The organism is Streptomyces sp. Act143 (genome assembly GCF_003143935.1).
GTDB lineage: Bacteria > Actinomycetota > Actinomycetes > Streptomycetales > Streptomycetaceae > Streptomyces.
This window is the reverse complement of the sequence record NZ_QFRX01000001.1, coordinates 7,317,668-7,340,672: the sequence shown is the minus strand read 5'-3', so window position 1 is coordinate 7,340,672 and position 23,005 is coordinate 7,317,668. Positions and strand designations below refer to the sequence as shown.

24 protein-coding genes are annotated in these 23,005 nt (G+C 71.8%); 8 read left to right on the top strand and 16 right to left on the bottom strand.

Annotation, left to right across the window (positions count from 1 at the left end; all coding sequences use genetic code 11):
- Positions 1-4 precede the first annotated feature (4 nt).
- Together DI272_RS33490 and DI272_RS33485 are read left to right on the top strand one after the other, a co-directional pair.
- The gene (locus DI272_RS33490; RefSeq protein ID WP_109498918.1) at positions 5-1,330 is read left to right on the top strand and encodes a GH1 family beta-glucosidase; all 1,326 of its coding nucleotides are present in this window, start codon (positions 5-7) and stop codon (positions 1,328-1,330) included.
- The gene (locus DI272_RS33485; protein WP_181387400.1) at positions 1,327-2,568 is read left to right on the top strand and encodes an MFS transporter; all 1,242 of its coding nucleotides are present in this window, start codon (positions 1,327-1,329) and stop codon (positions 2,566-2,568) included. Before DI272_RS33490 ends, DI272_RS33485 begins: the two co-directional genes overlap by 4 nt.
- A gap of 97 nt (positions 2,569-2,665) precedes the next feature.
- On the opposite strand, the gene DI272_RS33480 is transcribed toward DI272_RS33485, so the two are convergent.
- A complete protein-coding gene (locus tag DI272_RS33480; protein ID WP_109498916.1) occupies positions 2,666-3,520 on the bottom strand; it encodes an NAD(P)-dependent oxidoreductase in 855 nt (284 codons plus the stop codon).
- 118 nt (positions 3,521-3,638) lie between these two features.
- Here DI272_RS33480 and DI272_RS33475 point away from each other — a divergent pair, with 118 nt between their 5' ends.
- Complete coding sequence (locus tag DI272_RS33475) at positions 3,639-4,496, top strand: helix-turn-helix transcriptional regulator (RefSeq protein WP_109498914.1); 858 nt, start codon at positions 3,639-3,641, stop codon at positions 4,494-4,496.
- Here DI272_RS33475 and era read toward each other — a convergent pair.
- Positions 4,476-5,435 carry a GTPase Era gene (era, locus tag DI272_RS33470; RefSeq protein WP_109498912.1) on the bottom strand — a complete coding sequence of 320 codons (960 nt, stop codon included), beginning with the start codon at positions 5,433-5,435 and terminating at the stop codon, positions 4,476-4,478. The two genes, DI272_RS33475 and era, sit on opposite strands and share 21 nt — an antisense overlap.
- Before the next feature lie 150 nt (positions 5,436-5,585).
- Between era and DI272_RS33465 the strand changes: the two genes are divergently transcribed.
- Together DI272_RS33465 and DI272_RS33460 are read left to right on the top strand one after the other, a co-directional pair.
- The gene (locus DI272_RS33465) at positions 5,586-6,911 is read left to right on the top strand and encodes an ammonium transporter (protein ID WP_109498910.1); all 1,326 of its coding nucleotides are present in this window, start codon (positions 5,586-5,588) and stop codon (positions 6,909-6,911) included.
- On the top strand, positions 6,908-7,246 hold the full coding sequence (locus tag DI272_RS33460) for a P-II family nitrogen regulator (RefSeq protein WP_109498908.1): 339 nt from the start codon (positions 6,908-6,910) through the stop codon (positions 7,244-7,246). The genes DI272_RS33465 and DI272_RS33460 overlap by 4 nt, the downstream gene beginning before the upstream one ends.
- On the opposite strand, the gene DI272_RS33455 is transcribed toward DI272_RS33460, so the two are convergent.
- From DI272_RS33455 to DI272_RS33420, 8 genes are all read right to left on the bottom strand, one after another.
- Complete coding sequence (locus DI272_RS33455) at positions 7,140-8,153, bottom strand: WxL protein peptidoglycan domain-containing protein (RefSeq protein ID WP_109498906.1); 1,014 nt, start codon at positions 8,151-8,153, stop codon at positions 7,140-7,142. The two genes, DI272_RS33460 and DI272_RS33455, sit on opposite strands and share 107 nt — an antisense overlap.
- A 69-nt stretch (positions 8,154-8,222) precedes the next feature.
- Complete coding sequence (locus DI272_RS33450) at positions 8,223-9,542, bottom strand: beta-xylosidase (RefSeq protein ID WP_109498905.1); 1,320 nt, start codon at positions 9,540-9,542, stop codon at positions 8,223-8,225.
- 173 nt (positions 9,543-9,715) lie between these two features.
- Positions 9,716-10,192: a hypothetical protein gene (locus tag DI272_RS33445; protein WP_109498904.1), complete on the bottom strand. Its 477-nt coding sequence runs from the start codon at positions 10,190-10,192 to the stop codon at positions 9,716-9,718.
- A 243-nt stretch (positions 10,193-10,435) separates the two neighbouring features.
- Positions 10,436-10,795, bottom strand: coding sequence for a cytidine deaminase (locus DI272_RS33440; RefSeq protein ID WP_109498902.1), 360 nt, complete (start codon positions 10,793-10,795; stop codon positions 10,436-10,438).
- Positions 10,796-11,404: 609 nt separating this feature from the next.
- A complete protein-coding gene (locus tag DI272_RS33435; RefSeq protein WP_109498901.1) occupies positions 11,405-11,764 on the bottom strand; it encodes an MmcQ/YjbR family DNA-binding protein in 360 nt (119 codons plus the stop codon).
- Positions 11,761-13,059 carry a hemolysin family protein gene (locus DI272_RS33430; protein ID WP_109498899.1) on the bottom strand — a complete coding sequence of 433 codons (1,299 nt, stop codon included), beginning with the start codon at positions 13,057-13,059 and terminating at the stop codon, positions 11,761-11,763. The genes DI272_RS33435 and DI272_RS33430 overlap by 4 nt, the downstream gene beginning before the upstream one ends.
- On the bottom strand, positions 13,056-13,553 hold the full coding sequence (gene ybeY / locus DI272_RS33425) for an rRNA maturation RNase YbeY (protein WP_109498898.1): 498 nt from the start codon (positions 13,551-13,553) through the stop codon (positions 13,056-13,058). Before ybeY ends, DI272_RS33430 begins: the two co-directional genes overlap by 4 nt.
- 13 nt (positions 13,554-13,566) lie before the next feature.
- Positions 13,567-14,646 carry a PhoH family protein gene (locus tag DI272_RS33420; protein ID WP_109498897.1) on the bottom strand — a complete coding sequence of 360 codons (1,080 nt, stop codon included), beginning with the start codon at positions 14,644-14,646 and terminating at the stop codon, positions 13,567-13,569.
- Between the two features lie 283 nt (positions 14,647-14,929).
- Between DI272_RS33420 and DI272_RS33415 the strand changes: the two genes are divergently transcribed.
- Entirely contained in the window at positions 14,930-15,643 is a 714-nt protein-coding gene (locus DI272_RS33415; RefSeq protein ID WP_109498896.1) for an FAD binding domain-containing protein, read from the top strand.
- 151 nt (positions 15,644-15,794) lie between these two features.
- Here DI272_RS33415 and DI272_RS33410 read toward each other — a convergent pair whose 3' ends face one another.
- The 4 genes from DI272_RS33410 to DI272_RS44710 form a co-directional block, all read right to left on the bottom strand.
- Entirely contained in the window at positions 15,795-16,949 is a 1,155-nt protein-coding gene (locus DI272_RS33410) for a PfkB family carbohydrate kinase (protein WP_181387399.1), read from the bottom strand.
- Positions 16,950-17,040: 91 nt separating this feature from the next.
- Complete coding sequence (locus tag DI272_RS33405; RefSeq protein ID WP_258314762.1) at positions 17,041-17,340, bottom strand: hypothetical protein; 300 nt, start codon at positions 17,338-17,340, stop codon at positions 17,041-17,043.
- Entirely contained in the window at positions 17,310-18,599 is a 1,290-nt protein-coding gene (locus tag DI272_RS33400) for a glucarate dehydratase family protein (protein ID WP_109498892.1), read from the bottom strand. Before DI272_RS33400 ends, DI272_RS33405 begins: the two co-directional genes overlap by 31 nt.
- Positions 18,596-18,766 carry a hypothetical protein gene (locus DI272_RS44710; RefSeq protein WP_181387398.1) on the bottom strand — a complete coding sequence of 57 codons (171 nt, stop codon included), beginning with the start codon at positions 18,764-18,766 and terminating at the stop codon, positions 18,596-18,598. The genes DI272_RS33400 and DI272_RS44710 overlap by 4 nt, the downstream gene beginning before the upstream one ends.
- Positions 18,767-18,853: 87 nt before the next feature.
- Between DI272_RS44710 and DI272_RS33395 the strand changes: the two genes are divergently transcribed.
- Together DI272_RS33395 and DI272_RS33390 are read left to right on the top strand one after the other, a co-directional pair.
- Positions 18,854-19,636, top strand: a complete 783-nt coding sequence (locus DI272_RS33395; protein ID WP_109498891.1) for an IclR family transcriptional regulator — start codon at positions 18,854-18,856, stop codon at positions 19,634-19,636.
- Positions 19,637-19,814: 178 nt separating this feature from the next.
- Complete coding sequence (locus DI272_RS33390; protein ID WP_109498890.1) at positions 19,815-21,002, top strand: MFS transporter; 1,188 nt, start codon at positions 19,815-19,817, stop codon at positions 21,000-21,002.
- 82 nt (positions 21,003-21,084) lie between these two features.
- Here the strand turns inward: DI272_RS33390 and DI272_RS33385 are convergent, their stop codons facing one another.
- Together DI272_RS33385 and DI272_RS33380 are read right to left on the bottom strand one after the other, a co-directional pair.
- Positions 21,085-22,074, bottom strand: a complete 990-nt coding sequence (locus tag DI272_RS33385) for an adenosine deaminase (protein ID WP_109498888.1) — start codon at positions 22,072-22,074, stop codon at positions 21,085-21,087.
- Positions 22,075-22,094: 20 nt separating this feature from the next.
- Positions 22,095-23,000 carry a ribonuclease Z gene (locus DI272_RS33380; protein ID WP_109498887.1) on the bottom strand — a complete coding sequence of 302 codons (906 nt, stop codon included), beginning with the start codon at positions 22,998-23,000 and terminating at the stop codon, positions 22,095-22,097.
- Between the last annotated feature and the right edge of the window lie 5 nt (positions 23,001-23,005).

Below are 23,005 nucleotides of genomic sequence, written 5' to 3'. Positions count from 1 at the left end.
ACGGATGATCCGGCGCATGGCGACTGCTTCGGGTGACCCGATACCCACGTTCCCCTCCGGCTTCCTGTGGGGCGTCTCGACCTCGGCCCATCAGATCGAGGGCGCGGCGGAGCTGCGCGAGCCCTCCGTGTGGGACGCCTTCACGGCCGAGCCGGGCCGGGTGAAGGACAGCTCGACGGCGGCGACGGCCTGCGACCACTACCACCGCTACCGCGAGGACGTGGCGCTCCTGGCCGACCTGGGCGTGGACGCGTACCGCTTCTCGATCTCCTGGCCGCGGGTGAACTCCCCCGGCGGGCTGGACTTCTACGACCGCCTGGTCGACGAACTCTGCGCGGCGGGCGTCCGCCCGGTCCCGACCCTCTTCCACTGGGACCTGCCGGTCTCGCTGGACTGGCTGGAGCGGGACACCGCGGCGCGGTACGCCGAGTACGTCCAGGTGGTCGCCGACCGCCTCGGCGACCGCGTCAAGAAGTGGATCACCATCAACGAGCCCGCCGAACACACCCTGTTCGGCCACGCCCTGGGCGCCCACGCCCCCGGCAAGCGGCTGATGTTCGACGCGCTGCCGGTGGCCCACCATCTGCTCCTCGCGCACGGTCTGGGCGTCCAGGCCCTGCGCGCCTCCGGTGCCGCGGACATCGGCATCGCCAACTCGCACGGCCCGACCTGGCCCGCCTCGCGGGAGCAGCCGGACCTGGAGGCGGCGGCGTTCTACGACCTGCTGCTCAACCGCCTGTTCGCCGAGCCGATCCTGCTGGGTGAATACCCCGACGGGCTGGGCGAGTTGATGCCGGGGGACGTGGCGGCGGACCTGAAGACCGTCTCGGAGCCCCTGGACTTCTACGGCGTCAACTACTACGCGCCGACCAGGGTGGGCGCCCCGCAGGGCACGGAGATCGAGTTCGGCGGGCTGACCATCCCCGCCGAACTCCCCTTCTCGGTGCGGGAGATCGAGGACGTCCCGGTCACCGACTTCGGCTGGCCGGTGGTCCCGGAGGGCCTGACGGAACTCCTCACGACCTTCCGCGACCGGTACGGCGACCGCCTCCCGCCCGTGGTCATCACGGAGAACGGCTGCTCGTACGAGGGCGTCCACGACCAGGCCCGGATCGCCTACCTGGACGGCCATGTGCGGGCGCTGCACCAGGCGCTGGCGGCGGGGGTCGACGTCCGCGGCTACTTCGTGTGGTCGCTGATGGACAACTTCGAGTGGGCCGAGGGGTATGTGCAGCAGTTCGGCCTGGTGCACGTGGACTTCACGACGCAGGAGAGGACGAAGAAGGACTCCTACGCCTGGTACCGGTCCCTGCTGCGGGCCCAGCGGTGACGGTGGCGGCCCTGGACGAACCCGTGGAACGGGTCGGCCGGGGCTGGACCACGGCGCTGTCGCTGGCCAACGTGGCGATCTGGGTGGGCTGGTACGGCCCGTTGCAGATCCTGCTGGCCCGGCAGGCGGAGGACTTCGCGCCCGGCACCGGCATGTCGAAGGAGACGCTGCTGGCGTGGGTGACGGGCGCGGGCGCGGTGGTGTCCCTGGCGGCCAACCCGTTCTTCGGCGCCCTGTCGGACCGGACGACGGCCCGCCGGGGCCGCCGTACACCGTGGATCGTCGCGGGATCGGCGGGCGGTGCGCTGTCCCTGCTGCTGCTCGCGGGCGCGGGCGGGCTGTGGCTGATGACGCTCGGCTGGTGCCTGGTCCAACTGACCCTGAACGCCTCCTTCGCGGCGGTGACGGCGGCGGTGCCGGACCGGGTGCCGCGGCTGCAACGGGGTGCGGTGGGCGGGTGGCTGGGGGCGGCGCAGATCCTGGGCGCGGTGGCCGGTACGGGGCTGGCCACCGCGGCGGGCGGGATCGCGGCGGGGTATGCGGCGTGCGCGGTGTTCGCGCTGGCGGGGGTGCTGCCGTACGTCCTGCGGTATCCCGATCTCAGGCTGGCGGTCGCGGACCGGCCGGCCTGGCACTGGCGGTCGTTCGCGCGCGGCTTCTGGCTGAGCCCGCGGCGCTACCCGGACTTCGGCTGGGCCTGGCTGACCCGCTTCCTGATCAATCTCAGCAACGCGCTGGTGATCCTCTACCTCCTCTACTACCTCCGGGACCGGCTCCACCACGGCGATCCGGAGCAGGGCGTCCTGATCCTCACGGCCGTGAACAGCGTGACGCTGCTGGCCACGGTGGTGGTGGGCGGGGTGTGGTCGGACCGGACGGGCCGCCGCAAGCCGTTCGTGCGCTGGTCCGGGGCGCTGATGGCGGCGGCCACGGCGCTGCTCGCCGCCTGGCAGACCTGGCCGGCGGCGCTCGTGGTGGCGGCGCTGCTGGGACTGGCCCTGGGGGTGTTCATGTCGGTCGACTTCGCGCTGATGACGGACGTCCTGCCGAAGGCCCGGGACCGCGGCAAGGACCTCGGCGTCATCAACATCGCCAACGCCCTCCCCCAGGTCGCCGCCCCCGCCGTGGCCGCACCGATCGTGACGCACCTGGGCGGGTACCGGGTGCTGTATCTGGTGGCGGCGGTGATCGCGGTGGCGGGGGCGGTGCTCGTGGGGCGGATCAGGGGGGTGGACTAGGGCCGGAGGTGAGAGTCGCGTCGTCCGCCCGAAGGGCGGCGAGAGCGCGTGCCGGGCGTCGCGGGGCAGGCGGGACTTTCACCACCGGCCTTGAGGTCTACAGGGCCCCGGCGTCGCGGGCGGCGTACACCGACGGGTACAGCGGTCGATAGCCCAGCTCGCGGCGGATGCGGTCCGTGGCGGTGATGATGTACCAGGGGTCGGGGTCGGTACGGGTGTAGAGCTCGGCGGGGATCTCGACGCCGTTGAGCTGGTGCAGTTCGACGGCGGTGACGGGCGCGTCGTCGGCGATGTTGTAGATCCGGCCGGCGATGCCGGGCGCGTGCAGGATGCGCAGCAGCCCCTGGGCGACGTCCGCGTGGTGGCCCATCTGCAGCCGCTGGGCCGCCGCCCAGTTCTTGGCCCACATCAGGGACTGGGCGAGATGCGGATCGCCCTCGCCGTAGACGAAGGGCAGCCGGGCGACGCGCACGTCCAGCCCGTCCATCGCGAGCAGTTCCCGCTCCGCCGCGGCCTTGGACTCGCCGTAGGCACCCCACATGGGGCCGCCGGGCAGGCTCTCGTCCTCCTCGGTCAACGGACGCCCGCGCCCGAGCCCGTACACGATGCCGGTACTGACCTGCACGAACCTCCGCACCCCGGCCGCCTGCGCGGCGCGTCCCAGCGCTACGGCCGCGTCCCGGTTGACGGCCCACGCCTCCTCGTCCGGCACCCCGCGGAAGGAGGCGGCGACATTGACGACCGCGTCCACGCCGGCGACGGCCTTGCCGAGGGTGTCGGTGTCCCGCAGGTCTCCTACGACGACTTCGGCGCCGAGGTCGGCGAAGGGCTCACCGCGCGCGGTGTCCCGTACCAGCACCCTGATCCGCTCCTCCCCCCGGGCCTGTGCCAGTAGCCGCGGCACGAAGCGCCGCCCGACCTGCCCTGTCGTTCCGGTGACCAATGTCAGCACGATGTGCTCCTCTCGTCCCGGCCAGCCTCGGTCAGCGGCGCCGGTGCCGGGAGAGACCCGTCGATCAGGGGATCGGCAGTCCCTGGATAAGCCGGGCGGCGTGCCGCAGGCTGGAGGGGTGAACCGACCCGAACTGGCCGACTTCCTGCGCCGTGGCCGCGCCCGCCTGACCCCGTCGGACGTGGGGCTGACGCCGGGGGCGCGGCGCCGCACCCCCGGGCTGCGGCGGGAGGAGGTGGCGGCGCTGGCGGGCATGTCGGTGGACTACTACACGCGTCTGGAGCAGTCCCGGGGCCCCCGCCCGTCCCGCCAGATGCTGACGGCACTGGCGCGGGCGCTGCGCCTGACGGACGTCGAGCAGGACCACCTGTTCCATCTGGCGGGCGAGGAGCCGCCCCGCCGGGAGACGGCGTCGGCGCACGTCCGTCCGGGCCTGCTGCTGATCCTGGACCGTCTGCACGACACCCCGGCGCAGGTGGTGAACGACTGCGGCGAGGTCCTGGCGCAGAACACGATGGCTAAGGCGCTGGTGGGTGACGTGATGTCGCGTCCGCGCCGGGACCGCAACCTCATCCGCCGCTTCTTCCTGGACCCGGCGGCCCGTGACCTCTTCCCGGAGGAGGACGCCGCCGTGCACGCCCGCGCCCACGTCTCGGCTCTCCGGGCGGTGGCGGCGTCCCGTCCGGACGACCCGGAACCGGCCGCGCTGGTCGCCGAACTACGCGCCGCGAGCGCGGAGTTCGCGGCCCTGTGGGAAGAACACGAGGTGTCGCTGCGCAACCGGGCGACCAAACGCTTCCTGCACCCCGTGGTGGGTCTGCTGGAACTCGACTGCGAGGTCATGCTCAGCCATGAGCACCACCACCTCCTGATCGTCCACTCGGCCCGCCCGGGAACGCAGGCGTACGAACGGCTGGAGCTGCTGAGGGTGGTGGGTCTGCAGGACCTGTCGCCGTCAGAAGCCCAGACGCCGTAGCTGCTTCGGATCCCGCTGCCAGTCCTTGGCCACCTTCACATGGAGGTCCAGGAAGACGGGTGTGCCCAGCAGTGCCTCGATCTGCTTGCGGGACTTGATGCCGACCTCCTTCAGGCGCTTGCCCTTGGGGCCGATGATGATCCCCTTCTGGCTGGGGCGCTCGATGTAGACGAAGGCGTGGATGTCGAGGAGGGGCTTGTCCGCGGGGCGGTCCTCGCGGGGGAGCATCTCCTCGACCACGACCGCGATGGAGTGCGGCAGCTCGTCGCGGACGCCCTCCAGCGCGGCCTCGCGGATCAGCTCCGCGATCATGACCTGCTCCGGTTCGTCCGTCAGGTCGCCCTCGGGGTAGAGGGCGGGTCCTTCGGGGAGCATGGGGACCAGCAGGTCGGCCAGCAGGTCCACCTGCTTGTTCGCCGTCGCCGACACCGGCACGATCTGCGCCCATTCGATCCCCAGCTCCTTGCCGAGCTGGTCGATCGCGATGAGCTGCTCGGCGAGGGTCTTGGAGTCGACGAGGTCCGTCTTCGTGACGATCGCGACCTTCGGCGACTTCTTGATCCCGGCCAGCTCCTTGGCGATGAAGCGGTCACCGGGACCGATCTTCTCGTTCGCGGGCAGGCAGAAGCCGATCACGTCGACCTCGGCCCAGGTCGTGCGGACCACGTCGTTCAGCCGCTCCCCCAGCAGGGTGCGCGGCTTGTGCAGCCCCGGCGTGTCCACCAGGATCAGCTGGGCGTCCTCCCGGTGCACGATCCCGCGCACCGTGTGCCGCGTGGTCTGCGGCTGGTTGGCGGTGATCGCCACCTTCTGCCCGACCAGAGCGTTCGTGAGGGTGGACTTGCCCGCGTTGGGGCGGCCCACGAAGCAGGCGAAGCCGGCGCGATGGGGAGCCCCGGACGGCTCGGACGGCTCGGATGACTGACTGCGAACGCTCATGCGGCCCATTCTCCCTGATCCCCGGACCCCCGCCGCACGGTGAGCTTCCGGTAACCCGTACGCAACGAAACGTCACGGAAACATATACGTACGCCGGCAGAAATACACAGCGGTGACCCTCTGACGAGCCCCCACCTCGTTGGAGACCCCATGCCCCTCGCCACCGCGCAGGCCGCAGCGCACATCGACACCGGCGACACCGCCTGGCTGCTCGCCGCCACCGCCCTCGTCCTGCTGATGACCCCGGGTCTGGCCCTGTTCTACGGCGGCATGGTCCGCACGAAGAGCGTCCTCAACATGCTGATGATGAGCTTCGTGTCGATCGCCCTGGTGACGGTGGTGTGGCTGGCCGCCGGCTACTCACTCGCCTTCGGCGACGACCTCGGCGCCGGCCTCCTCGGCGATCTCGACCACATCGGCTTCAAGGGCCTCGGCCCCGACAGTGTCCAGGGCACCGTCCCCACCCTCCTCTTCGCCACCTTCCAGCTCACCTTCGCGATCATCACGGCCGCCCTGATCAGCGGCGCGATCGCGGACCGCGCGAAGTTCGGGGCGTGGCTGGTGTTCGTCCCCGTCTGGGCGCTGCTCGTATACGTTCCCGTCACCCACTGGGTCTGGGGCCCGGGCGGCTGGATCCTGGACAAGCTCGGCGCGCTCGACTTCGCGGGCGGCCTCCCCGTCGAGATCACCTCCGGCGCCTCGGGCCTGGCCCTCGCGCTCGTCCTCGGCCCGCGGCTCGGCTTCAAGAAGGACGCCATGCGTCCGCACAACCTCCCCATGGTCGTGCTGGGCGCCGGCCTCCTCTGGTTCGGCTGGTTCGGCTTCAACGCCGGCTCCGCCCTCGGCGCCAACGGCCTCGCCGCCGCAGCCTTCCTCAACACCCTCGCGGCCGGCTGCACGGGCCTGCTCGGCTGGCTCTTCGTCGAGCACAAGCGCGACGGCCACCCCACCACGCTGGGCGCCGCGTCCGGCGCGGTCGCGGGCCTGGTGGCGATCACCCCGTCCTGCGGCTCGGTCTCCCTCCTCGGCGCCCTCGTCGTCGGCCTCGCCGCGGGCGTGATCTGCTCCTACGCCGTGAGCTGGAAGTTCCGGTTCAACTACGACGACTCCCTCGACGTCGTCGGCGTCCACCTGGTCGGCGGCATCGTCGGCACCCTCCTCATCGGTGTCTTCGCCGTCGAGTCGATGACCGGCGGCACCGAGGGCCTGCTGTACGGCGGCGGTCTCGCCCAGCTCGGCAAGCAGCTGGTGGCCGTGGTCGCCGTGGGGGCGTACGCCTTCGGCGTGACGTACGGCATCGGCAAGCTGCTCGACAAGACGATCGGCTTCCGCGCGAGCGAGGAGGAGGAGCACACCGGCCTGGACCTTACGGTGCACGCCGAGACCGCATACGATCACGGCGTCCTGGGCCACGGCGCCCCGGTCAGCGCGTCCTCCGTCGTCCCCTCCGCCCAGAAGGTCAAGAGCCAGGCATGAAGCTCATCACCGCGATCGTCAAGCCCTACCGCCTCGACGAGGTGAAGACCGCCCTCCAGGAGATGGGCATCCACGGTCTGACCGTGAGCGAGGCCAGCGGCTACGGCCGGCAGCGCGGCCACACCGAGGTGTACCGCGGCGCCGAGTACCAGGTCGACCTGGTCCCGAAGGTCCGGATCGAGGTCGTCGTGGACGACGCCGACTCCGAGGCTGTCATCGACGCGATCGTCAGGGCCGCGCAGACGGGGAAGATCGGGGACGGGAAGGTGTGGGCACTGCCGGTCGAGACGGTCGTGCGGGTACGGACGGGCGAACGCGGCCCCGACGCGCTCTGACCACGAGGACGACCCCCACCCCGACGACCACCACCAGCAGCACCGCCATCAGCCACGGCAGCGCGAGGAAGGAGGCGCCCGCCGATTCGCGGGTGTCCTTCGCGCTCGCCGTGAGCGTCACCTCGCCCCAGTCCAGCTGGGGCGCGCCCCGCCACGGCTCGCTCAGCCGCACGCGCTGCCCCGGCAGCAGCTCGGAGGGGACCTTCGTCAGATCGCGGGCGAGCAGCGTCCGGCCGAACAGGCCCGTCGCGCGCAGCTCCACCTTCGGGTCGAGGGTGACGTTGCCGGTGTTGTGCAGGGTGTACGAGACCGTCGCCGTGCTGTCGCCCAGTCCCGGCAGCAGCGGCTGGTGGTGGCTGACCCGGACGTCCTCGACGGAGATCGCCGGGAGGGTCGGGCCGCCGACGCGCAGGTAGACGCGGGCGGCCACGGCCCGCTGCACGCCGAGCGCCACGGAACCGTCGCCGCGGTCGATCCGCTCGTCCAGCGCGACGATCGCGCCGGGATGGTCGCCGGGTTCGGCGCCTTGCGGCACCTTCAGGGTGAAGGGCACGGTGACCTTGCCGTGCGCGGGGACGGTGACCCGGGATGCCGCGGGCCGCGCCCAGATCCCCACGCCGCGCATCCTCTCCTTCATCGTCCGGACGGCGAAGCCTCCGTCGCGGGCGGTGTTGTAGGCGTCGGCGGCGTACAGCCGGAAGGTCAGCGGTGCCGCCGTCTTATTGGAGACGACGGCCTTGTCGGTGATCGTCTGCCCGGGATCGGCGGAGAGAGAGAAGTACGGGCGCGCGGCGACCTTCGAGGCGAGCGGGTACACGGACCAGCTGCCGTTGTCGGCGGCGTGCGCGGGCAGGGCCTGGACAGCGAGAAGGAGCCCGAGGACAAGGGCGGAGAACGTACGGCGCATGGGTGCGGACCCCCACGGGGACGAGGCGGACACAGACAGCCGCGGGCGGGTGCGGACGCCCGTTTCCGGTCAGCTGAGCGTGAGGGTGAGAACGCCGGAGTACGTGCCCGGGGGCGTGAACGCCGGTACGTTCAGGGAGAGTTTCGCGTCGACGGTGAACTCACCGCCGGTGAGCGTGCCGTCGGGGGCGGATGCGAGGGTCGCCCCGGCCGAGCCCACGGTGCCGGAGGAGCCGGCCTGGCAGGTGCTCGGGCTGCCCGCCTCGGTGGTGCAGGCGGGGGTCCAACGGAGCGCCCCGGCATCGATCTTGGCGCCGGGACCGGTGAAGTCGGTGACCTTGCCGGTCAGGGACCAGCCCGCGACGCCGCCGCGGAAGTCCTTGACGCTGACGGTGTTGAGGTCGCCGCCCGAGGCGCCGCCCTTGCCGTAGTCGACCGCGCTCAGGGAGACGGTGTCCCCGGCCTGGGTCATGGACAGGGTGCCCGCCCTGACGGTGGTGCTGATCTTCTGGGCGTTGTCCGGGACGGGCGTGGTGTCGATGACGGTGTAGGCGGCGGGCCCGGCACCGAGCTCGGACGTCCAGCTCGCGCCCTCGTACGCGACGACCCCGGTGGTCGTCTTGTCGTTGACGGCCAGTGAGCCGCTGAAGGCGCCGGCGGAGTCCGCCGTCACGGTCGCGGTGTCCGCGGTCTGGCTGGAACCGGAGCGCCCGGCGAGGGTGACGGTCGCGCCCGGGGTGAAGTGGCTGCCGTTGACGGTGACGCTGTCGCCGGGGTTGCCGGAGGCCGAACCGAGCGTGATGGCCCGGGTGTTGGGCTGCTGCACCGGGCTCGCGGTGATCGTCTCGGAGACCGGGGCGGGCGCGTTGGTGACCGTGCAGGGGGTGTCCAGTTCCAGGATGTAGCTGGTGTGGATGTTGTAGTCGCCGGGCGAGAGGGTGATGGCCCCGGCGGTGGTGACGGTGAAGGTGCCGGTCATGCTGAACGACGGGAAGGGGGCGTTGCCCGCGACCGGATCGTTCTTCTTGGGCCCGACGACGGTCACGTCGCCGGTCTGCGCCCCGCCCAGGGTGATCTTCCCGGACGGCGTCATGATGTCGGCCGGCAGGCTGATCGCGGTGGGGTTGCTGGCGGCGGGCTTGACCACGGTGTAGGTCACGGTGACGGTGTCGCCGACCTTGGGGGCGGCGTTGTCGACCGTGATCATCGCGGTGGTGGTGCCGTCGATGGGCGGGATGCCGGCGACGGCGGGCGGGATGCAGTGGGTGGCGAAGTCCACGTTGCCCGCGGCCGCGGCCGGGGCGACGAGCGTACCGCCCGCGGTGACGGCGAGCGCGGTCGCTCCCAGCAGTGACAGCAGTGACGCCCGTCGGCGTCTTCGGTCTCTCATGGTTGGTTGCCCCCTCCGAGGGATGCGGGCGCAGCGGCTCTTCTGCGCCGACAGGGGGCATTGATGTGGGGATGGCGTGAGAAGTCAATGGAGCTGCCGCAGAAATCTGACGATTCATCAGAAATATCTGACGTGCCGTCAATTCCTGCGGCAGCGTTGAGATTTGCTCATACTCAGTCGAACACGAACGGTCCCGGCGACTGGAGTCCGGTCGCGGTGCACGTGATGGTGATCCCGAAGACCGTCATCGTGAGCGAACCGCCGAAGGCCTCAAGGCTGTCGCCGGAGGCCACGGTGCCGGGGAGCGGTCCGACCTGGACAGGGTCACCGGCGGCCATGGCCGGGTTCTCGGTGGCGGTGAAGGTCCTGGTGCCGCCCGAGGCGTTCACCAGAGTGAGGGTCGAGGTGATCGAGTCCTCGGCCAGACCGATCGGTGCGGTGATGGCCGAGGAGTTGACCGTCATGGTCGCGGCGGTGCCGTCCTGTGTGGCGGTGATGGTGGCCGCACCGCTGCCGAAGCTGCCGCAGTCGGCGTCGATCGTCGCGGTACCGGGGCTGACGGCCAGGGCCGCGGGTGCGAACGCCAGCCCGGCGACCGCGAGCGCCCCGGTCACCAGTGCCGCACCTGTCGCTGTTCGTTTGCCTCTCATCGGGTTCCGACTCCCTTCCCGTAGCGGGGAAGTGCCATGTGGGGATGGACGGGAGATGCCCGGACGGACCGCCCGCGGGGCGTGGTGCGGGACGCGCCGCGTGGGGGGTGGCGGGGGTGAATCTGACGGACCGTCGGAACTATCGGTTCCATTGATGCGCGAGAGACTGAATACGGCAAGGTTCAATTTCGGCCGAGCCGGAGGCCGTCGCTCCGACCCGGACCGTCCCGGACGAACCGGACCTCAGCCGGCGGTCACCGTCGAGCGCACCGCCCCGTCCGGCCCCGCCAGCAGCACCGGCGTCCCCGCACCCCCCAGATCCCGCACCGCGGCGAGATCCGCCGCCGCCACCGACTCCGCCTCGGTCACCAGCGCCGCCGCCTCCAGCGACTTCGCCCCCGAGGCCACCGCCATCGCCACGGCCGTCTGCAGGGCGGTCAGCCGGAGCGAGTCCAGGGTCACGGTCCCCGCGACATAGGTACGGCCGGTGTCGTCGCGTACCGCCGCCCCCTCGGGCACACCGTTGCGGGCCCGCGCGGAACGGGCCAGGGTGACGATCTTGCGGTCCTCGGGATCGAGGTCGGGCGCGTTGCTGTCGGTCATGCCCCGAGCATACTTAGGGGTTTCTCCCGCCCCGGACACGACCGCGCCCCCGGGCGTCCGCGCGGAGCGGAGGCCTCAGGGGCGGGGATCGCGAGGGGGTGGGGCGAGCCGGTCAGCAGACGGGGACGTCGGGGGCCGGGTCGGCACCGACGTTCACGTCGCCGCCCCACACCCACACGTTGTAGTAGGAGTGCGGTGGTGTCGCGGCGTAGTCGTCGACGTAGCCGAGGTACCAGACGTCGGTGCCGCAGACTGGTGGGCCCGACTGCCGCAGTACGGCGGCTACATGACCAACATCTATCTCAGCATGCCGGAGAACCAGGTGCCAGGCGTGCCGGTCTGCTGACCGGGCGGTAGGACGACCCGGCGCCGACGGCCTCGGCCGCCGAGGTCCCGCCGGCCGGTCGATCTTCAACAACGGCGCGCCCCTTCCCGGCCCCGACCACATCCAGGTCGAGTGGCGGGGCGTCGGCAGCGGCTCGGAGTGTCTTCACTACTGCCCCGGCCCGGGCCACTACGGCCTCAACTTCACCCTGGACGCCATCGTCTACAAGGTGACATGGCGCGGGGAGCGCTGACGCGGTGCCGGGACCGGGCCGGTCGTGGCCGTCAGGGCCGGTCCAGGCGCAGCCGCTCCGCCCGCGGCAGTCCGGCCACCACCAGGTCGTAGGAGTCCTCGATCAGCTCCCGCACGAGTCGGTCGGGCAGCTCCCCGTCGACCGTGACGGTGTTCCAGTGCCGCTTGTTCATGTGGTAGCCGGGGGCGACCAGGCCGGGGTGGTCGGCGCGCAGCCGGACCGCGTCCTCCGGGTCGCACTTGAGGTTGACCGTCAGGGGGCGGTTGTCCAGCCAGGACAGGGCGAACATCTTGCCCAGCACCTTGAAGACCGAGATCTCCGGCGAGAAGGGGAAGTCCTCCACGGCCGCGTTGAAGGACAGGCAGAAGGCGCGCAGCTCCTGGGGGGTCACTCTTCCTCCGTCCCCTCCTTCACCGGTTCGACCGGCTCCACCAGCACGGTCACGATCTTGTTCCGCCGCCCGGCCGCGGCCTCCGCCGTCAGCCGCAGCGCCCGCTCGTCGGGCAGGTCCACGACGGCGGACGCCCCGGCGATCGGGACGCGCCCGAGGGCCTTCGCCAGCAGCCCGCCCACGGTCTCCACGTCCTCGTCGTCGTACTCGTCGAGGCCGTACAGCTCGCCCAGGTCGGTGATGTCGAGGCGGGCGGTGACGCGGTAGCGGTCCTCGCCCAGTTCCTTCACCGGCGGCAGCTCGCGGTCGTACTCGTCGGTGATCTCGCCGACGATCTCTTCCAGGATGTCCTCGATGGTGACGATGCCGGCGGTGCCGCCGTACTCGTCGATGACGACGGCGACGTGGTTGCGGTCCCGCTGCATCTCGCGCAGCAGGTCGCCGGCGTTCTTGGTGTCGGGCACGAACGCGGCGGGCCGCATGGCCGTGGAGACCAGCTCGCTCTCCGCGTCCCGGCTGATGTGCGTCTTGCGGACCAGGTCCTTCAGGTACACGATCCCGACGATGTCGTCCTCGCTCTCCCCGGTCACCGGGATGCGCGAGAAACCGGAGCGCAGGGCGAGGGTGAGGGCCTGCCGGATCGTCTTGTAGCGCTCGATGACGACGAGGTCGGTGCGCGGCACCATCACCTCGCGGACCAGGGTGTCGCCGAGCTCGAAGACGGAGTGCACCATGCGGCGCTCGTCGTCCTCGATCAGCGACTCCTTCTCGGCGAGGTCGACCAGCGCCCGCAGCTCCGCCTCGGAGGCGAAGGGGCCGCGGCGGAAGCCCTTGCCGGGGGTGAGCGCGTTGCCGATGAGGATCAGCAGGTTCGGGATCGGGCCCATGATCCGCGCGAGCGGCAGCAGGACGTACGCCGCCGCCGTCGCGGTGTTCAGCGGATGCTGGCGGCCGATGGTGCGCGGGGAGACCCCGACGGCGACGTACGACACCAGGACCATGACGCCGATCGCGACCAGCAGGGCCTCGGTGGTGCCGTCGAACTCCTGGAGGCAGGCGTACGTGACCATCGCGGCCGCCGCCATCTCACAGGCCACGCGGACCAGCAGCGCCACGTTGAGGTAGCGGGTCGGGTCGGCGGCGATCTGCGCCAGCTTGGCGCTGCCGCGCCGGCCGACCCGGACGGCTTCCTCGGCGCGGAAGCTGGAGACGCGCGCGAGGCCCGCCTCCGCGCAGGCGGCGAGCCAGGCGACGACGACCAGGGCGATCGCGCCGGAGACGAGGGGAAGGCTCATGACACGGTCGGGGCCGGCGACGGACCCGTCATACCCTTCTCGGCCCGCCAGCCGTCCACGATGGCCGCCTGGAGGCCGAACATCTCGGCCTTCTCGTCCGGCTCCTCGTGGTCGTAGCCGAGCAGGTGCAGCACGCCGTGGACGGTCAGGAGCTGGAGCTCCTCGTCCATGGAGTGCTGCGTGGGCGCGTCCTCCCCCTGCTTCTTGGCCACCTCGGGGCACAGCACGATGTCACCGAGCAGTCCCTGCGGGGGCTCCTCGTCGTCCTTGCCGGGCGGCCGCAGCTCGTCCATCGGGAAGGACATGACGTCGGTCGGCCCCGGCAGGTCCATCCACTGGATGTGCAGCTGCTCCATGGCGTCGGCGTCCACGACGATCACCGAGAGCTCGGAGAGCGGGTGGATGCGCATCCGCGCGAGTGCGTAGCGGGCGATGTCGAGGATCGCCTGCTCGTCGACCTCGGTTCCGGACTCGTTGTTGACGTCGATCGACATGGTTGTGCGGTGTCTACTTCCCCTTGTGCCCGGACCTGCCCCGGCCGCCCTTGGTGTCCCTGTGGGTGCCGTTCTCGGTGCCGTGCTTGCTGTCGTACTTCTCGTACGCGTCGACGATACGGCCGACGAGCTTGTGCCGTACGACATCGTGCGACGTGAGGCGCGAGAAGTGCACGTCGTCGACGCCGTCCAGGATCTCCTGGACCTGCCGCAGACCCGACTTGGTGCCGCCCGGCAGGTCGACCTGGGTCACGTCACCCGTGATCACGATCTTCGAGTCGAAGCCGAGACGGGTGAGGAACATCTTCATCTGCTCGGGCGAGGTGTTCTGGGCCTCGTCCAGGATGATGAAGGCGTCATTGAGCGTGCGGCCGCGCATGTACGCCAGGGGCGCGACCTCGATGGTCCCGGCGGCCATCAGGCGCGGGATGGAGTCCGGGTCGAGCATGTCGTGCAGCGCGTCGTAGAGCGGGCGCAGATACGGGTCGATCTTCTCGTAGAGGGTGCCCGGGAGGAACCCGAGCCGCTCCCCCGCCTCCACCGCGGGGCGGGTCAGGATGATGCGGGTGACCTGCTTGGACTGCAGGGCCTGCACCGCCTTGGCCATGGCGAGGTAGGTCTTGCCGGTACCGGCGGGGCCGATGCCGAAGACGATCGTGTGCTTGTCGATCGCGTCGACGTACCGCTTCTGGTTCAGGGTCTTGGGCCGGATCGTGCGGCCCCGCGAGGAGAGGATGTTCTGGGTGAGCACCTCGGCCGGCGTCTCCTGGCCGTCGTTGGTGCCGTTCTCACTCGCTCTGAGCATCGCGATGGAGCGTTCCACTGCGTCCTCCGTCATCGGCTGTCCGGTGCGGAGCACCAGCATCATCTCGTCGAACAGGCGCTGGATGAGGGCGACTTCAGCAGCGTCGCCGGTCGCGCTGATCTCATTGCCCCGGACATGGATGTCGGCCGCCGGGAAGGCCTTCTCGATCACGCGCAGCAGGGAGTCGCCGGACCCCAGCACGGTCACCATGGGGTGCTGGGCGGGGACGGTGAACTGTGCTCTCGCCTGTCCCTGCGCGGGGGTGCGATCTGTGGGTGTCTGAGTCATGGGCCGGCTCTGTAGGCCTTGCTCGTCCTCCTCGAAACGACTCGCCCGCCACAAGGGCGGCCTGGCGATTTCCAGGGTACGCCGGGGGGCTGACAACGCCGAAGGTGTTTTCCGCCCACCGTGAGCGGGGGTGCGGGCGCCCCGCATGCCGCGGTGAGCCCTGCATACGCCCCCCGCGCGCGTGGGGAGAATGCGCGCCGACAGCGCTCCGCGCGTGCGTTCTCGCCGCCGCGGGTCCGGGAAGAGTTCTCGTCACCGTAAGTCCGGGGAAAGCAGGTCGGCCGTGTTCTTGCGTCTGCCCACGTCCGTGTCCGAGGCACGCCAGTGCCTGTCCGAGGGGGCGATACCCGTCGGCGGAGCCACCCTCCAGTGGGCCGTCTGGCAACGGGACGGCTTCCCGGAGCAGGCGATGAGCCTGCGCGAGGTGCCGGAGGCCAATGTGCTCGGCACCGGGGAGCTGGGGGCGGCGGTGCTGCTGCACCGGGTCGACGAGCGGGTGCCCGAGGTACTGCACAGGGCGGCGTCGAAGGTGGGGACGGGGGCGGTGCGCCGGACCGCGACGGTGGGCGGCAACATCGTCGGCAGCACGCTGCGCTGCCTGCTGCCCGCCGCCCTGGTGCTGGACGCCCGCGCCACCGCCCTGGACACGGAGGGCCCCTTCGAGACCGACCTCGCCGAGCTCACGGCGAAGCGCCCGGTGCTGCTGAGCCTGCGCTGGCGCACCCCGCTGGCCAGCGGCTACCGCAAGCTGCCGGAGACCGGGGAGCCGCCGCTGGTGGTCGCCGTCGCCGTGACGCCCGAGGACGACGGCAGGCCGACGCTGCGGGTGGCGGTCCGGGACGGCTACGACGTCCTGAGCGAGACCGTCCCGTACGGCAGGGAGGCCGAACCGGTCCTCGACACCCTGGCCGGCACACCGCTCGGCACACTGCCGTCCGTGGCACGGGAGGCGGTACGGAATCAGGTCACGGAGGTACTGAACCGCACACCGGCCTGAGCCCCCCGCCGCACACGAACCCACACCTGCACACGCCGCCGACTGCCGTCCCCACCGCCAGCGCCCCGCACCGCCGACCGCATACCTGCCGCCCCACGGCGGCCGACCGCATGTCCGCCGCCCCCACGCCTGCCGCCCCCGCAGACGCCCGCTAAGCCGACCGTCGGAACCCGATCGTCGGTACCGCTCGTCGCAGGGGCCACGGGCGGGCCTGTTCTGTCGGGACCAGGTCCGCCAGGAAGCCGTAGCGGCGCAGGGCCGCGGGGTCCTGGCCCGGTACGGACTGGACCTTGCGCCACCACGCGCCGATCTCCGACCAGCCCGGCGCCGACAGGGAGCCGCCGAACTCCTGGACGGAGAGCGCGGCGGTCAGCCCGGCGAAGGCGAGGCGGTCGGCGAGCGGCCAGCCCGCCAGGGTGCCGGTGACGAAGCCGGCGACGAAGACGTCTCCGGCACCGGTGGGGTCGAGGGCCTCCACGGCGATGGCGGGGACCTCGGCGGACTCCCCCGTGCGCCGGTCCACCGCGTAGGCGCCCTCCGCGCCGAGGGTGACGACGGCGAGCGGCACATGGTCGAGGAGGGCGTGGGCGGCCTCGCGCGGGCAGGACGTGCGGGTGTACCGCATGGCCTCCTGGGCGTTGGGCAGGAAGGCCTCGCAGTGTGCGAGGTCGGGCAGGCCCGCGAGGTCCCAGGCGCCGGTGTCGTCCCAGCCGACGTCGGCGAAGACGCGGGTGCCCTTGCTCGCGGCCTCGGCGATCCACGGGGCGCGCCGGCCCGGCACCAGCGAGGCGACCGCGGCACGCGCGCGGGGCGGGCAGTCGGGGGCGGGCTCCTCCGGTGGCGGCTCGTGGCCGTGGGAGACCATGGTGCGCTCGCCCTCGTACGCCATGGAGACGGTGACCGGGGAGTGCCAGCCCGGGACGGTGCGCGACGGGGTGAGGTCGATGCCCTCGCCCTGCGCCAGGGCGTCCCAGCAGTATTCGCCGTAGTGATCGGAGCCGAAGGCCGCCGCGAGGGACGTCTTCAGACCGAGGCGGGCCAGCGCCGTCGCCATGTTGGCGACACCGCCGGGGCTGGACCCCATCCCGCGCGCCCAGGACTCGGTCCCGCGCACCGGGGCGGAGTCGAGCCCGGTGAAGATGATGTCGAGGAAGACGGTGCCGGTGAGATAGACGTCCCAGGGCGGGTCGCCGGGTGCGCGCAGCGCGGCGAGCGGATCGACCTGGGCCTGGCACGGCCCGGTCGTCGCTCCGAGGTGTGACGGTCCCGACGGTGCCTTTCCGACGGATGCCCTGGACGCGATCACGAGGCGCTCCCTGCGAGTGGTGCGGATTCAGCCAGTCTGCACCACCCCACCGGCAACGGAAGGGTCCACCGAGCGCGACGCGTCCCGCGCGTCAGGCCGTCGCGGAGCCCGGCCGGGCGATACGCGCCGTACCCCAAGTGGCTTCCGGGGCCACCGGGAGCGTCGTGGCCCGCGTCGGGATGCGCTGGTTTCGGCCGCCGCCGCGCACCAGCAGCACACTGAGCGCGGCCAGGAATCCGACGCCCATGACTCCGACCTGTCCGTCCTTGGCCGGCCCGGTCGTGTCCTCGGTGATCCCGAAGGCGGTCGGGGCGACGGACCCGCCCAGCTTGAGTGAGCAGGGTGTTCGGGACGGGTGGGTCACCAGCGAGGCACGCCCGGCGTCACCCACCCCGGTTCGGCCACCCGCATCGCCGCCGCGTCGTCCCGCTCCCGCAGCGACCCGTTGTCGTCGAGCCACCGCCGGTGCAGCACCCGCAGCTTCTCCGGGTCGACCTCGACCCCGAGCCCGGGCGCGTCGGACACGGCGACCTTCCCGCCCTCGAAGACCAGCCGCTCGGTCAGCACGTCCTCCGACTGCCACGGATAGTGCGAGTCGCAGGCGTGGTGGAGGTTGGGGACGGTGGACGCGACGTGCGTCATCGCGGCCAGCGAGATCCCCAGATGGGTGTTGGAGTGCATGGACACCCCGACCCCGAACGTCCGGCAGATCGCGGCGAGTTGCTGGGTGTTGCGCAGCCCGCCCCAGTAGTGGTGGTCGGAGAGGACGACCTGCACGGCGTCCTTCACGAACGCCTCTTTGATCTCGGCGAACGTCGTCACGCACATGTTGGTGGCGAGCGGCACGTCGGTCCCGGCGGACACCTCGGCCATGGCCGGCGTCCCGAGGGCGGGGTCCTCCAGGTACTCCAGGACGTCCCCGAGCTCCTCGGCCACCTTCAGCGAAGTCTCCACCGACCAGGCCCCGTTGGGGTCGAGCCGCAGCGGATGCCCGGGGAACGCTTCGGCGAGCGCCCGCACGGCGGCGATCTCCTCGTCCGGCGGGAAGACGCCGCCCTTGAGCTTGAACGAGGTGAACCCGTACCGCTCCTTGAACAGCCGCGCCTGCGCCACGACCCCGGCCGGATCGACGGCGGCCCCCCAGTCGTCCTTCTCCGCGGCGACGCCCGCCGGATGGCCGGCCCACTTGTAGAACAGGTAGGCGCTGTACTCGACGGTGTCGCGCAGCTTGCCGCCCAGCAGGGCGTGCACGGGCAGCCCGAGCGCCTTGCCGAGGGCGTCGAGGCAGGCCACCTCGAAGCCGGAGACGACGGACAGCCGCAGCTTGTCGGCGGTCTGGACACCGCGCAGCCCGCCGACGTCGGCCTGTCCGGAGACCCGGGCGTCGTCGACGGCGACCGCGTCGGCGACCGTGAACAGCCCGTTGAGGTCGGACACCTGACGTCCGATCAGCTTCTTGGCGAACGGCCGCGCCAGTTCCAGGTACTTGGTGTCGCCGTACGTCTCACCGACCCCGACGACCCCGTCCGCGGTCTCCACCTCGACGACGAGACGCGGGGTGTACGGCTGGTGCACGCCCTGCGTGTTGAGCAGCGGCGGGTCGGCGACGAGGATCGGGGTCAGCCGTACGTCGGCGATCGCGAGGTTCACAGGGCGCCTCCTACGAGGTCGAGTCCGGTGGTGTGCAAGTCCTTGAGGTCGGCGAGGCCGCCGGCCGAGGGGTAGGCGGGCGGAGAGGACAGCACGTCGGTCGCCGTCGCGTCCCGCAGCCGTCGGACGGGGTCGGTGTCGATCTCCACGCCGAGCCATCTCCCCATGTAGACGTCATCCGCGTATGGAGATGGAGATTAGATAGGCGAACACCGGCCGTCAATGGTCCGGTCATCCGCGATTACGATCGGCACATGTCGGAGACAGGGGGTGTGCGCGAGGTGAAGTCGGCCGCGCGCACGGTCGAACTGCTGGAAGTGCTGGCCGCACGCGGGGACCGCCCGGCGCGGCTGCAGGAGCTGGCCGACGAGCTCGGCGTACCGCGCAGCTCGATGTACGCGCTGCTCCAGACGCTGATCTCCCGGGGCTGGGTCCGCACGGACGTCACCGGCTCCCTCTACGGCATCGGCATCCACGCCCTGCTGGCCGGCACCAGCTATCTGGACTCGGACCCGCGCGTCCGGGTCGTGCGCCCGTACCTCGACGAGGCGTCCGAGGCCCTCGGGGAGACCATCCACATGGGCCGCCTGGACGGCCGGGACGTGGCCTATCTGGCGACCCGCGAGTCCCACGAGTACCTGCGCACGATCAGCCGCGTCGGCCGCCGCCTGCCGGCCCATGCGGGCGCGCTGGGCAAGGCCCTGCTGGCGGAGCGGGCGGACGCGGAGCTGCCGGCTGGGCCGTACGAGGCGCTGACCCCCCATTCCCACACCACCAGGGAGTCCTTGCTGGCGGACCTGGCAAAGACCCGCTCCCGGGGCTACTCGATCGACCGCGAGGAAGGGGTCCTCGGCCTCGTCGGCTTCGGCTTCGCCCTGCGCTACGACGCCCCCGCCCAGGACGCGATCAGCTGCTCGGTGCCGGTGGCCCGGCTGACGCCGGGGCACGAGGAGCAGATCGTCGCGGTGATGCGGGAGATCAGGGCCAAGATCGAGGCGGCGCCCCCCGGCGGCGGAGCGGCGGCCCACTGGCGGTGAGGGCCGCGCTTCTACCCGCCCTCACCCACCCCAAACACAACGTGTGCCACGTCACACCCTCGCCTCTTCTTCTGGAACCGCGTGCTTGATACAAATTGCCCGCGCGTTCCTGTCCCTCGACGGTCGTCGCCCAACCCCCTTTCTTGAGCCGCTCCTTCCGCATGCCCTGGGAACGCCCGTGTCCGCCCCCCGCACCACCACGCCCTGGCCCCTCATTGCCCTTTTCACGGCCGGGTACCTCGCCCCGTACCTCCTCCCGACCACCGTCGGCAGACTCGACTCGGGGCTTCCGCTCTCCGCCACCCAGGCGGGCGCCGTCGGCAGCGCGCTGCTGCTGAGCTCGGCCGCGGCGGGCTTCCTGTTCGCCTCCCGGGTCGACCGCATCGGCCCCCGCCTCCTGGCCCGCACCGGCCTCGCCCTCGCCGTCCTCGGCTATGGCGGCGGCGCGCTCACCCACACCGTGTGGGCCGTCGTCGCGGGCGTGCTCGTCGGCGGTTTCGGCTCCGGTACGGCGACGGCGGTGGCCGCCACCGGCATCGCCGCCCAGCCTGACCCGCACCGCACCACCACGTTCGGCCTGCTCGGTGTCTCCGCGCTCGCCGGCGCCGTCTATCTGACGGTCCCGCACCTCGGCCCCGGCCACGGCCGGCCGCTGGCCGCGATCGCCCTCACGGCGCTGGCGGTCTGGCCCCTCACCGGCCGCCTCGCACCCGCCACCGCGACCCGCGGCGCCCGGCACACCAAGGCCCCGCTGCCGCACCTGCGCGCCGGGCTGCTCCTCGCTCTCACGCTGCCGTGCTGGTCCCTCGCCCAGAACTCCCTCTGGGGCGTCAGCGGCCGCATCGGCCTCGACCAGGCGCACCTCACCGAGGCCACCGTCGGCGCGGTCTTCGCGATCGCCCTCGGCGCCGGACTGCTCGGGGTCGTCGGCGCGGGCGCGCTCGGCCCCCGGCTCGGCAGGGCCCTGCCCATCGGGGCGGGCACGGCCCTGATCGCCGCCTGCATCGCGCTGAGCGCCGCCGCGACCGACCTCACCACGTTCGCGACCGGCGAGATCGCGTGGAACGTCCTCTACCCGATCGTCCTGTCGTACGTCATCGGCCTCGCCGCGTCCCTGGACCCACGGGGCCGCTGGGCCGTGCTCGTGAGCTCGGCCTCGTCCCTCGGCACGGCCGCGGGCCCCCTGGCGGGCAGCCTGCTCTCGGCACGGGCGGGCTTCCCGGTGATGGGCCTGGTCCTGGCGGCGGGCCTGCTGCTGATCGCCGTACCGATGACGGCGGTGGCACTGGGGGCAGGCAGGCGTTCCTTGCCGGTGGTGGAAATCCCGGTGGAAGCCCAGGTCTACGACAAGGCAACGGCTGCGTAGAGGCTTTCAGGGGCGCGGGGCTGTATCGACATGCGGCTCCGCCGCGGGGCGCGACCGGCCCCCACCCGCCCGGAGCCGAAACTCAGAACTGATACGCCTCCACCTCGGCCAGATACCGGGCCCGCCGCTCCTCGTCATGCTCCAGGAAACTGGCGACGAACGAGTTGCGGGCCAGCTCCCGCAAACGCTCCTCCCCCAGCCCCAACGCGGAGCGCACCGCGTCGAAGTTGTCACCGGCGTAGCCCCCGAAGTAGGCGGGGTCGTCGGAGTTGACCGTGCACAGCAGCCCGGCGTCGAGCATCGCGGGCAGCGGGTGGTCGGCGAGGACGTCGACCGTGCGCAGCCGGACGTTGGAGAGCGGGCAGAGGGTCAGCGGGACCCGGTCCCGGACGAGGCGCTCCACCAGGGCCGGATCCTCCATGCACCGCAGCCCGTGGTCGATCCGTTCCACCCCCAGCACGTCCAGTGCCTCGGTGATGTACTCCGGCGGCCCCTCCTCGCCCGCGTGCGCGACGCGCCGCAGCCCCAGCGCGGCGGCGGCCTCGTACACCTCCCGGAACTTCACCGGCGGATGCCCGACCTCGGCGGAGTCGAGGCCGACGCCGACGATCCGGTCGAGGTACGGCTTGGCGGCCTCCAGGGTCTCCAGGGCGCTCTCCGCGGACTCGTCGCGCAGGAAGCACATGATCAGCTGCGTGGAGATGCCGTGCACGGCCTCGCTGTTCCCCAGCGCCCGCCACAGCCCGTCCACGACCGTGCCCATGTCCACGCCCCGCGCGAGGTGCGCCTGCGGGTCGAAGAAGATCTCCGCGTGCCGCACGCCCTGGGCGGCGGCCCGGGCCAGGTAGGCGTTGGCGAGGTCCTCGAAGTCGCGCTCGGTGCGCAGGACGGCCATCAGCTCGTAGTACAGGTTGAGGAAGGACTGGAGGTCCTCGAAGTCGTACGCCTTGCTCAGCTCGCCGGCGTCCGCGTACGGCAGCGCGACACCGTTGCGGGCGGCGAGCTCGAAGGCCAGCTCGGGCTCCAGCGTGCCTTCGATGTGCAGGTGCAGTTCAGCTTTGGGGAGGGGCATCAAAGCATCGTACGGCCGTTCTACCGCCGTTTCGGAACCGGCACCCGCAGCAGGTCGTGCGCCACCGTCAGCTCGCCGTCGAACCCGGCCGCCCGCGCCTGCCGTTCGAACTCGTCCGGCTCGCTGTAGCGCTGGCTGAAGTGGGTGAGCACGAGATGCCGTACGCCGGCCTCCCGGGCGACCCTCGCCGCCTGGCCCGCGGTGAGATGACCGTGCTCCACGGCGAGGTCCGTGTCCTCGTCCAGGAACGTCGACTCGATGACGAGCAGGTCGCAGCCGTCGGCGAGCGCGTACACGCCGTCGCACAGCCGGGTGTCCATGACGAACGCGAACCGCTGCCCGCGGCGCACCTCGCTGACGTCCGCCAGCGTCACCCCGCCGACCGCGCCCTCGCGCTGGATGCGGCCGACGTCCGGGCCCTTGATGCCGTGCACCGCGAGACGGTCGGGCAGCATGCGGCGGCCGTCGGGTTCGACGAGGCGGTAGCCGTACGACTCGACGGGGTGGGACAGCTTGCGGGCCTCCAGCGCGTAGGAGGCGGACCCGCCCAGCACCCCGTCCTCGCTCACCGGTGCCTGCGTGATCTCGACGGTCTCCCGGTACGCCGTCGCGTACCGCAGCCGGTCGAAGAAGCGCTGGCCGGACTTCGGATAGTGGGCGGTGATCTCGTGCGGCACGCGGTCGAGGTTGATGCGCTGGATGACGCCCGCGAGGCCCAGCGAGTGGTCGCCGTGGAAGTGCGTGACGCAGATCCGGTTCAGGTCGTGCGCGGCGACCCCGGCGCGCAGCATCTGGCGCTGGGTGCCCTCGCCCGGGTCGAAGAGGATGCCCTCGCCGTCCCAGCGCAGCAGGTAGCCGTTGTGGTTGCGGTGCCGGGTCGGGACCTGGCTGGCGGTGCCGAGGACCACCAGTTCACGTACGGACACGGTGG